The organism is Bacillus mycoides (genome assembly GCF_001757995.1).
In the GTDB taxonomy this organism is placed as follows: domain Bacteria; phylum Bacillota; class Bacilli; order Bacillales; family Bacillaceae_G; genus Bacillus_A; species Bacillus_A mycoides_B.
Genome location: NZ_LXLV01000013.1, coordinates 1 through 12,337 on the forward strand (window position 1 = coordinate 1; position 12,337 = coordinate 12,337).

Annotated in this window: 15 protein-coding genes and 3 pseudogenes; 13 read left to right on the plus strand and 5 right to left on the minus strand. The window is 37.0% G+C overall.

The window, feature by feature from the left end; genetic code table 11:
• Nucleotides 1–148 precede the first annotated feature (148 nt).
• The 3 genes from BWGOE10_RS04625 to dut all read left to right on the plus strand — a co-directional run bounded on the left by BWGOE10_RS04625 (nt 149) and on the right by dut (nt 1,399).
• Complete coding sequence (locus BWGOE10_RS04625) at nt 149–412, plus strand: hypothetical protein (protein WP_070144205.1); 264 nt, start codon at nt 149–151, stop codon at nt 410–412.
• A gap of 10 nt (nt 413–422) precedes the next feature.
• Nucleotides 423–821: a hypothetical protein gene (locus BWGOE10_RS04630; protein WP_070144147.1), complete on the plus strand. Its 399-nt coding sequence runs from the start codon at nt 423–425 to the stop codon at nt 819–821.
• A gap of 131 nt (nt 822–952) precedes the next feature.
• Complete coding sequence (dut, locus tag BWGOE10_RS04635; protein ID WP_070144148.1) at nt 953–1,399, plus strand: dUTP diphosphatase; 447 nt, start codon at nt 953–955, stop codon at nt 1,397–1,399.
• A gap of 353 nt (nt 1,400–1,752) precedes the next feature.
• On the opposite strand, the gene BWGOE10_RS33230 is transcribed toward dut, so the two are convergent.
• Both BWGOE10_RS33230 and BWGOE10_RS04645 read right to left on the minus strand, forming a co-directional pair.
• Complete coding sequence (locus BWGOE10_RS33230; RefSeq protein WP_081340016.1) at nt 1,753–2,745, minus strand: collagen-like protein; 993 nt, start codon at nt 2,743–2,745, stop codon at nt 1,753–1,755.
• 1,364 nt (nt 2,746–4,109) lie between these two features.
• The gene (locus BWGOE10_RS04645; RefSeq protein WP_070144151.1) at nt 4,110–4,325 is read right to left on the minus strand and encodes a spore germination protein; all 216 of its coding nucleotides are present in this window, start codon (nt 4,323–4,325) and stop codon (nt 4,110–4,112) included.
• A gap of 448 nt (nt 4,326–4,773) precedes the next feature.
• On the opposite strand from BWGOE10_RS04645, the gene BWGOE10_RS04650 reads away from it, so the two are divergent.
• The 7 genes and pseudogenes from BWGOE10_RS04650 (at nt 4,774) to BWGOE10_RS04680 (ending at nt 9,341) form a co-directional block, all read left to right on the plus strand.
• Nucleotides 4,774–5,406, plus strand: coding sequence for a Holliday junction resolvase RecU (locus BWGOE10_RS04650; RefSeq protein WP_070144152.1), 633 nt, complete (start codon nt 4,774–4,776; stop codon nt 5,404–5,406).
• A 137-nt stretch (nt 5,407–5,543) separates the two neighbouring features.
• A complete protein-coding gene (locus BWGOE10_RS04655) occupies nt 5,544–5,915 on the plus strand; it encodes an ArpU family phage packaging/lysis transcriptional regulator (protein ID WP_070144153.1) in 372 nt (123 codons plus the stop codon).
• 1,115 nt (nt 5,916–7,030) lie between these two features.
• The gene (locus BWGOE10_RS04660) at nt 7,031–7,222 is read left to right on the plus strand and encodes a hypothetical protein (protein ID WP_070144154.1); all 192 of its coding nucleotides are present in this window, start codon (nt 7,031–7,033) and stop codon (nt 7,220–7,222) included.
• Between the two features lie 238 nt (nt 7,223–7,460).
• Entirely contained in the window at nt 7,461–7,649 is a 189-nt protein-coding gene (locus BWGOE10_RS29515; protein ID WP_080784465.1) for a hypothetical protein, read from the plus strand.
• A 275-nt stretch (nt 7,650–7,924) separates the two neighbouring features.
• The gene (locus BWGOE10_RS04670; protein WP_070144156.1) at nt 7,925–8,503 is read left to right on the plus strand and encodes a recombinase family protein; all 579 of its coding nucleotides are present in this window, start codon (nt 7,925–7,927) and stop codon (nt 8,501–8,503) included.
• Nucleotides 8,503–8,922, plus strand: coding sequence for an HNH endonuclease signature motif containing protein (locus BWGOE10_RS04675; protein ID WP_070144157.1), 420 nt, complete (start codon nt 8,503–8,505; stop codon nt 8,920–8,922). The genes BWGOE10_RS04670 and BWGOE10_RS04675 overlap by 1 nt, the downstream gene beginning before the upstream one ends.
• Nucleotides 8,923–8,971: 49 nt before the next feature.
• Nucleotides 8,972–9,341 (plus strand): annotated as a pseudogene (locus BWGOE10_RS04680) (hypothetical protein).
• A gap of 77 nt (nt 9,342–9,418) precedes the next feature.
• Here the strand turns inward: BWGOE10_RS04680 and BWGOE10_RS04685 are convergent.
• Together BWGOE10_RS04685 and BWGOE10_RS33235 are read right to left on the minus strand one after the other, a co-directional pair.
• On the minus strand, nt 9,419–9,640 hold the full coding sequence (locus BWGOE10_RS04685) for a hypothetical protein (RefSeq protein WP_070144158.1): 222 nt from the start codon (nt 9,638–9,640) through the stop codon (nt 9,419–9,421).
• Between the two features lie 12 nt (nt 9,641–9,652).
• On the minus strand, nt 9,653–9,856 hold the full coding sequence (locus BWGOE10_RS33235) for a hypothetical protein (RefSeq protein WP_081338164.1): 204 nt from the start codon (nt 9,854–9,856) through the stop codon (nt 9,653–9,655).
• Between the two features lie 138 nt (nt 9,857–9,994).
• On the opposite strand from BWGOE10_RS33235, the gene terS reads away from it, so the two are divergent.
• From terS to BWGOE10_RS04700, 3 genes and pseudogenes are all read left to right on the plus strand, one after another.
• Nucleotides 9,995–10,819, plus strand: coding sequence for a phage terminase small subunit (gene terS, locus BWGOE10_RS04690; protein ID WP_070144159.1), 825 nt, complete (start codon nt 9,995–9,997; stop codon nt 10,817–10,819).
• Nucleotides 10,764–11,581 (plus strand): annotated as a pseudogene (locus BWGOE10_RS04695) (PBSX family phage terminase large subunit); the annotation flags it as partial. The gene terS and the pseudogene BWGOE10_RS04695, both read left to right, overlap by 56 nt.
• A pseudogene (locus tag BWGOE10_RS04700) lies at nt 11,578–11,811 on the plus strand (N-acetylmuramoyl-L-alanine amidase); the annotation flags it as partial. The pseudogenes BWGOE10_RS04695 and BWGOE10_RS04700, both read left to right, overlap by 4 nt.
• A gap of 308 nt (nt 11,812–12,119) precedes the next feature.
• Here BWGOE10_RS04700 and BWGOE10_RS29525 read toward each other — a convergent pair.
• Nucleotides 12,120–12,337: YolD-like family protein (locus BWGOE10_RS29525; protein WP_131798951.1), on the minus strand; the 218-nt coding region annotated here is incomplete at its 5' end.

A 12,337-nucleotide genomic window follows, 5' to 3' on the forward strand; every position in this document is an offset into this window, starting at 1 on the left:
AGCTTGTAATCTAGTTACTTTAGTATAAAAGAATAAGATGGGACGCTGTATGCGATGAAAGTCGCACGTACAGTGTTAAGCGGGGGAAAAGATGGAGATAACTTCAAAGTCTTACCTATCGCAACTAGAAGAAAGCGAGGTTAGGAGAATGGAAGAACTAACACTTGAGGATGTTGTGGGAAGTTTTGATTATACAGCAAAAAGTACGGCTGAAAAGTTCTTACAGCATAACGTCATAACGTATGAAGTTCACTTCTATGATCAGGACGAAAGGCAAAAGATAGATTGGTTCGATGTTAAGACTGAGAGCGAAGCATGGAGCGCGGCAGTGAAAGAACACGGTAAAAGTATTCAGAAGATTAGGGTAACTGTTTCTGATCGTACACGAGACGAAATCATGGCATTGGATTAGGAGGGAGCGAATGGAGAAGCCAACATTAAAGGATTATGCAAAGGCTGCGGAAATTGGTGTTAGTAAGAAGTATGTAGACCAACGAATGGAAGAGCTGGATTGGAGTTTAGAACGCGCTATAACGACACCAGTCGGTACCAGTTGGGAAGGTAATGAAAAGAATACAAAGTTACTGAAATTAGCTGAGAAAAATGGTATTAGCGAGTCTACCTTCTACAGAAGAAAACGTAACGGCATGACGCCATACGACGCAGCGACAAAGCCAAAAGGATTCTCAGAGTACATCTCTTTAGCAGAATCAAACGGAATTAGTAACAAAGCATTTTATCAAAGGGTTAAAAGGAAGATGGATCCGCACGAAGCTGCTACAAAACCACCACGTAATTATAAAAAGAAGCAAATCAGCTAGGAGGCAACATGAGCGAGAAAGGCATTTTAATAGAACGATTGATAGGCATGTATTTAAATTGCCAGGCGATAGGGATTTATATGAAGGGTCATGTGAGGAACTAAGAAAGCTATTGATAAGGAGTGTTTGTATTGAATCTAAGAGTGAAAATTAAGAGAGTGAAAGATGTAGAACTACCTAAGTATGCAAAGCCAGGAGATAGCGGTTTTGATCTTGTAGTAGCAGAGGACACAGTTATCTGGCCGGGTGAAACAAAGGTTGTGCAAACTGGATTGGCGTTCGAAATCCCACCAGGATATGAATTACAAGTGAGGCCGCGTAGCGGTATGACGCGTAACACAAAGTTACGAGTTGTATTAGGGACGGTGGATAGTGGATACCGCGGTGAAGTTGGGGTGTTGGTTGATAATACCGAAAGACCTATAAGTTTAAATATGAAAGCTCATGTTATCGAGCGAGGAACAAGGATTGCTCAAGGCGTCATAGCACCAGTTGTAACGGCTCATTTTGAAGAAGTGGACGAGCTATCGGATAGTGAACGTGGCAATAACGGGTTTGGATCTACAGGAGTAAAGTAAGACCAATTTTGAATTTTATTCAGGATGGGAATTCAGTGCAACAAAAAGTAATGAATAAAAGAGAAAATCCCTGCGGGGACAGGGATTTTATAGGAGAGATATTATTGTCGTACGGTGTCGAAATTTGGCGTATTCGACGAATTAATATTATCACGAGTTTTCAAGTAATTGTGATGGTTGATGTGTCAAAACTGTGTACGACTTTCATATGAAAGCGTCATTTTATTGCTAAATGTATTTAAAAATTTTGAAGAGGCTTTCTAAAATATAGAAAGGGAATTTTTATTTATATAAATTATGTTATTAGAAATTCCCCTTCATTTATCATTATGGGTATGGAAAATGGTAAGAACTTAAGGTATAGGACTTGTAAGTGGGAATCTTGCTGCAGAAAAACTAAGCATTGATGGAGTCGGTAAAGCTAAAATTCTACCTTTTATAGTAGCAAGAAATACTACTCTTACGGTATCACCTGGATGTAATCCGTAGATAGTGGATACGCTGAAACTAGTAACATCGTCTTTTATATCTCGATAAACGGAAGTGTCATTGACAAATAAATCTAATATTCCCACAAAAGGCTGAACGAATACAGGTTCAAATGTCAAATTTGCATTAATTTGGTATACACCTTCCTGTTTGGCTGTAAAAGTATTTATACCATCATATTCATTATTAAAATCAAAGAGTTCAGTTGTGAAATTTACAGTTTGAGAGGCAAAAGCAACAGTAAATTGTTCATCAGATCCTATATTTGCCCTGAATGCAGATTCTATAGCTCCCGGTCCAGTAGGTCCAGTAGGTCCAGTACGTCCAGTACGTCCAGTAGGTCCAGTACGTCCAGTAGGTCCAGTACGTCCAGTAGGTCCAGTGATTCCGGTAGATCCAGTAGGTCCAGTAGGTCCAGTGATTCCGGTAGATCCAGTAGGTCCAGTGATTCCGGTAGATCCAGTAGGTCCAGTAGGTCCAGTGATTCCGGTAGGTCCAGTGATTCCGGTAGATGCAGTAGGTCCAGTAGGTCCAGTGATTCCGGTAGGTCCAGTGATTCCGGTAGGTCCAGTGATTCCGGTAGATCCAGTAGGTCCAGTAGGTCCAGTGATTCCGGTAGATCCAGTAGGTCCAGTGATTCCGGTAGATGCAGTAGGTCCAGTAGGTCCAGTGATTCCGGTAGATCCAGTAGGTCCAGTAGGTCCAGTGATTCCGGTAGGTCCAGTGATTCCGGTAGATCCAGTAGGTCCAGTGATTCCGGTAGATGCAGTAGGTCCAATATTTCCAGTCGATCCAGTCGGCCCTGTTGAACCGATTGAATCTGGGTTTAGAGCAGCGGAAGACAGAAATTCATCCATTATATTTTCACCTCTGAAAAGATTTTAATACCAATAATAAATGTAGGGGGAGTGTAAAGTGAAATAGGCAAGTGATTGTATTTATAAAATTTAACAAAATCGTTATTGTGTACACCAAGGTAGTCATCACAATTAACTAACGGTTTATTGAAAAAAAGAAGCCCCGCAAATATTGCAGAGCTTCATAGGGTTGAGTTATGTCGTACTCACATGGGATTTTAACATGAATGTTGCGGTGAATAAAGTGGCAAATGTGTCCAGTTGATTTAGAGCTATTATTTTAAACAAAAACGCTATTTGATAACTTAGTTATGGAGAAAAAAATAGTGCACAAAGTTTTTTGTGCACTACTATATATAAACTATGTCTTGTCTTGTTAAGTATATGTCGACCTCAGAAAATCGTGAACAGATTAAAGTGGAATTTAAAAAGAGCAACCTTAAAAGGTGCTCCTCGACCAAAACCTTTGAAATAAGATGATGTCCTGTGAATCGCCTTTCGATATTAAGGTATGATAAAAGGGTTTTGATTGTGCAACCTGTGAAAAAGAGCACTCATTTAGGGTGCTCTACAGATAAGAGGTAACTCTGTGAACAAAATGAACAAGTTAAAAATGTATGTTGTGTACAAAAGAATAAGAACAAAAAACAGCTAGCAAAAGCTAACTGCTTAGCCCCAAGGAAGAGAGAGGAGCGCTTTATTAGGTCTAAGGCTGAAATAAGGGTTTTAGATTTTAAGACCTAGGACCTAATATATAGTATGGATCTCACTTCAGAAATTATGTATATAAATTGTATTCATACAAAAATGGTTAAAAAACAAAGTAGCTAGCTCAATTAACTAACTACTTGTTGTACAAAAGAAATTAGGCCCTACAAGTAATGATGTGTAACTTTAAGTTACAGTTATAGTGTAAACAAGATTGGAAAAGTTATACGGAAGTGAACTTAATAGAAATTTCATTTTGTAGAAAAGGGGAAACTAAAAAAGAGCACTTACTTACGGTGCTCTTTAAGATAGGAGGTAACTCTATGAGTGAAACGACTAGGTTAGAAGTATATGGTGTGAAAAAGAAATAAGAACAAAATTTTATTATCAGATCCATACAAAAGAGCAGTTAGCATAAGCTAACTGCTCGGCTCTCGACCAAGAAAGCTGGAGTGGGAGAAATCGACTTTTTAAAGCCTTATCTACAGTGTTAGACAATATTTAGAATATTATTCGTGCAAAACGTAAAAAGAACAGCTAGCAAAAGCTAACTGCTCGGTTCTCCAAGGGGGAACAAGGAGAAAAATCTAATGTCATATACATTATTGACGGAATTTTGAGTTTTATTCAGGGGAGGAAGAGGAAAATGAGTAATTTTAGACTGTTCCAACTTGGTTTTGGTCTGCAACATCAGAATCGTATGTGTTTGTTGCACTAACACCGCTAAATGTATTGGCAACAAAAGCAACAGTGGATGATCCTGAACCATTATAAGCTTTTGTATTTTCCTTTGGAGAAACGTTATAAAAATCACCTAAATTGAAAGAACCGTTACTATTTTGTACAACCAGATTTCCAACAACAGATGGCATAGTTTTCACCTGCTTTCCTAGGAAGTATTTAAATTAGTATATGGTGTATGCGTCTAGAGGTTCAACTGGATCTGAAAATTTTGAAATGAAGTTTGTTAGAAAACATAACAAACTAATCCTTTTACGAAAAAAGGTCCTGTTGTCTCCAACAGAACCTTTCCTAAAATGGCAAAGAGTAACTCTTACCTTACTCTTCTGCTATATAATACACAAAACACGTATAGATATGTAGAACAAGAAATCCCAATATAATTATTCGAATAAAGTGTTTAAAAGTATCTTTTCAGGGATTAATATAAGGGATTAAATTACAAATGTTGATTTATCAATGTATATTTATGATGAACTAGCAAATGAAATTAAATGAAGTGATATTAGAATAATGAAATGTGAAATATTGCATATTTAATAAAAATAGAAAGTTACAAGTAGAAAGCGAGGAATAACAATGGGACAAGGAAACCGTGGAATGGCATTTGAGAAGATTATTAATCTATCGAACGAAATGTATCAAAGAGGGGGAGTGGCGCTTATAAACAAGCGTCCAACTCCTGTGAAGGTGTTAAAGAGTAAAGGCGGCCGTGTGTTAAATGGATTCTATGAAGCTAAAAGTACAGTAGACTATGACGGTGTGTATAAGGGACGAGCTATCGCCTTTGAAGCGAAGTCTACAGAGAATCTTACACGATTTGATTTGAAGAACATTGCGCAGCACCAATTGGATTACCTGGAGAAAGCAGAGAAGATGGGAGCGATTTGTTTCTTCCTTATCGAGTTTAGTAAGGACAAGTCAGTATTCGTGGTACCACTATCAGTTATTCAATCTTATGTAGGGATGTCTCATCAACCGAAGGGCAAGAAGTCTATACCAAGAGCAGACTTTGATATTTATGGATACCTAGTGGAGCAGACGGAACGAGCGCCAGTTGAATATTTACAATACGTCGATGAAGCAGGATTAACTCCAGCTATGTTTGATGGAATGATTCAGATTGATCATGATCATAAGAGGATAGCGAATAACATTGAAGCAGCAAAAGAGAAAATGAACAGTAATGAACGTAAATTATTAAAGGCTTAATGGATAACGGAACCATGCAGAGTGGATGGTGGGGGCTACTCGCTATGCATGTTTCCCTTATTCAACAATGAGATAGTAAAATTTCACGTACCTTATGTGATGTTAAAAACACAAATTCGAAATAGGGGGATCCCTTCATGGAGAGACAATTAACTTTATTACCAGCTATCGATGATAAGAAAGTACAAAAGGAAGTAGTGAGAGTATTAAAGGAATACAGGGCACTCAAGATGCGATTCAGTAATGAAGTGGAGCAAGAAGGAATTAGTTTATTCCCTGAGTTACGTGATTCAAGGAATACAAGTAAATGGAAGGTGCAGCAGGTAGAAAAAGCACTTAATAATTTACTAGATGAAGATGAGCGTAATATTGTAGAGCGGAAGTTCCTGACAAATGAGAGAGTAAAGGATTCAGATGTTTATCATGATTTATTACTCAAGAAGACGTACTTCTATGAAAAGAAGCAAAGTGCGGTTAAATTGATTGCTACAGCACTTGGAATCATTTAAAAACAGCGAACAAAATGCGAACTTTTTGGGGGACTAAATAAAACCGTGAAAATTATAAGCTATTCCTATAAACAGTTCTTTGAAAAAAGAATACGTTTTGGGGATAGCGTTCCCATTATAATAACGTTACTCGGTGACGCGGAGGCTAGAGGGAATAAGAGCTTCCCGAAATTATTTATATTTATCATTCAGCCCGGAATGCGTCCTCTGGGTTGATAACGAATATAAGTCTATTTCTCTCTGTAATTTTGTTTCTGAAAATGGAAATGGGGTGGTTGCTCATGATTGAGTGACGCTTGCATTCTAAAAATCTAAAAATCTAAAAATGTATACGTAATCTCGTTCATTAGTAATTACTCAAGATTCTTATTAATGACCAAAACGAGAGCAAAGAGTTCCACTCTTTGTTTAAGCCAATACAGCGGAAACATTCCCCTTCCGTCCCTCTAGTGTATTGGTTCAAACAAGACGTCGGAATAAACACATACGTCTTGGATATTAATCCTTTATAATTCGACATAGGCCAGCAAAGGTGAAAATGACATTAAGTAGCTGAAGTATTGAGCCAGCTCTACGGAGTATAAACGAGAAGATTCTTAGTCTTCTCCTAGTCACCGAACGTAAAGCGCGTAGCTAAGATAGCTAGAACATTATATGATGCGGTGGCTTGGAGAAGTTTGAGAGTACCTCACCTCAACTTTGAATGAAAAGAGATACTTATTGCCATTTGTTATCTCTCTTCCCCTCTAGGAGCTGTCACCTTATGGTGATGGCTTTTTTCTTTGTTATATAGAAATTACACATTAAACCAGTGAAAATTAGAATGAGACAAGCATATGATAATCCGTGGGACAAGGAATCATATGAGGTGAAACTTGGAGCTCCATACTTATTTTTGATGAGTGCCTAATGGTGGGTACTCTTTTTTATTTTGCACTTTTTAATAAGGACAAGCATATATTGGAGTATGGGGTAGCCCCACTTCATATATTTGAGCACCTGCAATCGTAAGGTGCTCTTTATTTTGTACAAAATGGACATTTGGATTAAATGATTATATAAATAGGTAGAATCTAATTATTTGATTCACATTTAAACCAAGGGGTACAAATTCGATGCGACATGAAAAGGATTTGTTGAAACAATGGAAGGCGGATTTGCAAGCTGTTCAAGTAGAGAAAAGGCTGAAGAAGAAGGCTAAGAAAAAGAATAAGAAATATAGCATTCCTGGCAATACAGCTGACTTCATGAATGGCAAGAATACTTATCGTAAAGAGAATGGGGTATGGAAGCAAAGAAATAAATAATGTGAGGATAAATGTGTTTGATTAAGTGTATAGTAATTATCGTAGGCGCTGCCGTGATTTGGGTGGCGTCTTGTTTGTTGTTAAGGAAAGATAAGGGGTGAAATAGATTTGAAACTTAAAGATTAGATAATAATATTATTACTTTAAAATGCAGAAAGTAGACTAATAAACAAGCTGTTTTTAACTTTTAATCATAGAATATGAGGAATTCTATTGTTAAGAGGAGGTAATCATATTTATGGGATGTAATTGTAATTTCAGACATTGCAGAGATTGTAATAGATTTTGGGATGATTTAATGTTTTGCAGACGCAGACATAGAGATTGTGATGATCGTCGTTGTAGACGTGACCGCGACTGTGATTGTGATGAATGTCGTCGTAGACGTAATCATGATCGTGACTGTGATAAGCGTAAGGATTGGTAAATTCCTATTGGAGAGGGCTTTGAAGAAAAGCGCTCTTTTTTTGTACATGGATTTTCTGGTCTTATTTGTTGAGGAAGGATAAGGACTAACAGAACAAACGAACACAACGGACGGAAATAAATGTCTTGCTTACCTGTCTAAAAGTTGACCCTTTTGTACAATTAAAATTTATAAGGTAAAAACTTTGTAAACAGATAGTTGTTAATGTCTAAAAGATAGTCTGAAATAAAAGTGTATAATTCTTAAGACTTTTAGACTATTTTGAGGTGATTTGGATGGCTATCGTTGGTTATGCAAGGGTAAGTACAAAAGATCAAAACTTAGATGCGCAAATTGAAAGGTTAACAGAATATGGATGTGACAAAATATATTCTGAAAAGTACAGTGGAGCTAATAGTGATCGAGAAGAATTGCAAAAGGCATTAGAGTATATGAGAGAAGGAGATAAATTTGTTGTTTGTAAAATAGATCGTTTAGCTAGGTCAATAATTGATTTGCATAAGATTGTAAATCAATTAGCTGATCGAGGAATAGCGGTGGTATTTCTTAAAGAACAAATTGATTTTTCAACGCCTGCGGGTAAATTAATGTTTACTATGTTAGGAGCTATTGCTGAGTTTGAAAGAGATTTAATCAATGAAAGAACAGCTGAAGGTCGAGAAAGGGCTAAGGCGATGGGGAAACATATGGGACGTAAAGGGCAGGATGAAAAGCAAGTGAAACAAGCTATGAACTTATTTTTTAATAGGAAAGAAAATGGATTGAGTGTAAATGACATTTCAAAAATGACGGGAGTTCCGCGTTCTACTATTTATGCAAAGGCAAAAGACTTAGAGAGCAGTGTGAAATTGTAATGGAAGATTACAAAATACTGCGCAAACAATTTCAACATATTAGTCAGAAGTATTGGGAACGAACAGGTAAAATGAAAATTTGTGAAAGATGTAATTCTAATGAAGGTATTCACCTTCATCATAAACAGGCGTTGTCCTTAGGTGGCACAAATGAATATGAGAATATAGTTCCATTATGCAACGAATGTCACAGAGAATTTCATAGACATTTTGAAGGGAAGAAATCATTTGAAACCTTTATGAATACCCCTAAACATACTGAATTGATAGGTATATGGGAAATGTTAAACAGTCAAACTGTTGACTTTCTCCTTGGTAAAGAGGTTAAGGATGTTATTAATCGAGCGTTACAATTAAAGAGAGAAATTCAAAAAGCATTGAGTGAAGAATTATTAGCAGAGAAAAGACATCTAAAGTAGCGAATCCGCTGCTTTTTTATTTTATAAAATAAATTGTTTCTGAGTAGAAATGAAAATAGGGGTTTGCCTTAAGCATTTAATTATAATCAAGAATATGAGTATAGAAACAGGTCTGATTTTTGTAATGACGGAGGGGATTGTTGTGGACATAACTCAAAGTGTGGCAAGAATAGTGGTTAATGGGAAAGACCTTCCGTTCACTTCAGTTCAAACCTCTGCATGGAATCATGGACCTGTAAATGATTTAATTGTTTCGACGAATCAAAGAGTGAATGAGCTTTATCAATTTATGTGGTCACAGGTACCAGTTACACTTACGGTGTATTTTCTTCAAGGGGCGGACTTAATGAGATTCGCTAGGATTGCTGGAATTAATGAACGTGTAACGGGAGAATATATATCATTTCATTTGGGAATAAGAAGAATTCAAAGTAGCTTAACAGCTGCTTTTTTATTTTGCATAGAAAAAAGGAAACCGCAAAGGATCCCTTTTATATTACACTGTCTTATAATTTTTATTTTTAATCCTATTTCTAGTATCCATAAATGCGGCGAATGTAGCTATAGCACCACCTAAATCATAGACTTGGAATTTGTGAGCAATAGCAAGTCCTACAATGAAATTGTAGCTGTATATAAAGCATGTAATACCGAATAACCATAACATGAACTTCAAATCTTTTAAGCTCAATCTATAATTCTTAATTTTTTTCCACATATGTATCAACTCCTATTGTTCTGAGGTTCTATAGTTTTTCTTGTTAATATCTCGCATGTTTATGATAAAGAATAGAAGGAAGATAACAGCTGCGATGCCATTAACCCAGTAGTATGTGCGCCCCATTGTGAATCCGTCATAGAAGGAATAGGCATTCCAAATTATAAGGATTACCGAGCAGATAGTAGAGGTCATTAATGAACCAAAACTTCTCATGATTGTCACCTCAATCCAAAGTGTTAGAACTTTTATACAATTATACATTTAAATAAAGGGATTTTCAAAGGGAATTACCATAAGGAGGAGTTATAACGAGTTACCTCCTATTATATAGAAGGTGGTGGGTGATATGAAGTGAAACAAAAATACGAGTTAGCTCAAGAAGATTATATGCAAGGAATGAAGTACAAAGATATAGCTGATAAATATGACGTCAGCGTGAATACCGTAAAGTCAGGGAAGACCAGGTACAAATGGGATAGAAAAGGTGTGCATACAAAAGAAGAAAAAGTACGCACACAAAAGAAGACAGGTGCACCCATGGGGAATCAAAACGCATTAGGTAATTCAGGTAACAAGAATCCTAAATGGGGTAATAAGAATGCGGTGGGGCATGGCGCTCCTAAAGGGAACCATAACGCTATGACGCATGGGTTCTTTCGTAAAAACTTCCCTGAAGAAGTTGTGGATCTTATGGAGGAGATCGCAACGAAAGACCCTTTGGATATGCTATGGGAAAATATCATGATCCAGTATATCGCTATAGTGAGGGCGCAGCGAATCATGTTAGTGAAGTATCATAACGACATGACGAAGGAAATAAAGAAAGAAAAATCATCTTTATCTGCTGAAGAAGTAGAATACGAGATTCAATTCGCTTGGGATAAGCAGGCTACGTTTATGAATGCACAGTCTCGAGCAATGACTACATCGTCGCAGGTTATTGAGAGGTTTGATAGGTTAGCAAATGTAGATGATAAGAGAAGGTTAGAGCTAGATAAGTTGAAAGCTGATATAGAGAAAACTAAAGCTGACACTGCTCGTATTAAGGGAGAAGATGGTGAAGAATACGAAGATGATGGTTTCAAAGAAGCACTAGAAGGTAAGGTAGAGGAAACGTGGGATGACTATGACGACGATTCCGAAGTGTACAAAGAAACCTGCTCCATTCAAGTTTAAGCCATTCTCCAAGAAGAAGCTGAAGGTATTAACCTGGTGGAAACCTAACAGTCCCGTTAAAGACTATGACGGGATTATTTGTGATGGTTCCATTCGTGCTGGAAAGACAGTATCAATGGCGCTTTCCTATGTTATGTGGGCAATGGAATCATTTGAGGGCGAGAACTTTGGTATGTGTGGTAAAACGATTGGTTCACACCGTCGTAACGTTATAACGCCACTTAAAAAGATGCTCAAGTCTCGTGGTTATAAGGTGAAGGACCATCGTAGTGAGAATATGTTGACCATCAAGAAAGATGGAGTAACAAACTTCTTTTATATTTTTGGTGGGAAAGATGAAAGTTCACAAGATTTGATTCAAGGTATTACTTTGGCTGGGATATTCTTTGATGAAGTAGTGCTTATGGTACGAAGTTTTGTAGAGTAAGCAACTGGGCGTTGTTCTGTTACTGGAGCGAAAATGTGGTTCAACTGTAATCCGGGTGGCCCGTATCATTGGTTTAAAACGAAGTGGCTAGATGATAAGAAAACAAGGAATCTCCTGCACTTGCGTTTTACAATGGAAGACAACTTGTCTTTAGATAAGAAAACAAAAGAACGTTACAACCGTATGTATAGCGGTGTTTTCTATCGTAGATACATCAAAGGTGAATGGCAGCTGCTTCAGGTCTCGTATTCGATATGTTTAACAAGGATGTTCACGAATTCCCTTCTATTGAACGTAACTACGTCGAGTACTATGTGTCTTGTGACTACGTTACTATGACCAACAATCTCTTGCTTCTAAAGTTTCAGCTCAACTGTCTAAGGACATCGGCTGGAGAAACCGCGGAGCCAAAGAACGAAGAGAATTATATGTGTTAGCTAATACGAAGGCGCCAGCAATCCTGATTGAACTTGGATTTATCGATAATGATGCTGATATGGCTAAATGGAACGTTGATAAAATAGCAAATTCTATCGTATACGCCCTAACGGGACAAACTGTTGGGGATGGTGGAGGAAACGGTGGTTCTAATGGTGGTATGAATATATCAAAGTGAGATAATAGTTGAAGCCGTCCTTAATCGGGAGTCTTCAACTATTATCTAAATGTTTCCTTAGCTTTCTCTATTGAGTTCTGTTCCTCTTTTGTATTTGTAAATTCGATAACCATAACAGACAGTCCAAAACATAAACAAGCAGCCTTTATCTTGCTAACTCTCACAAGAACTTACACTTTTGCTCTATCTGTATTTAACCTAGAATACAAGATTCTTTCATTTTTATTCCCGGATATATTTGAAAAACTGTATGTTTTTTATCTCAAATCAATTATATCTATAAATTTAAGGAAAGTTCTGTTATAAGATGCATCAGTGCAAGTTATTAAATTCTTTATCGGATTTATGTCAGTTACAGTCACATATCTAGTAAGCAAATGACCATCTCTATAATAAGTAATCAATATCTTCTCTTCAGAAAGAAATGAACATAATAACTTGTTTTCAATAATTTCTTGTTCGTCTTGGGTTAATG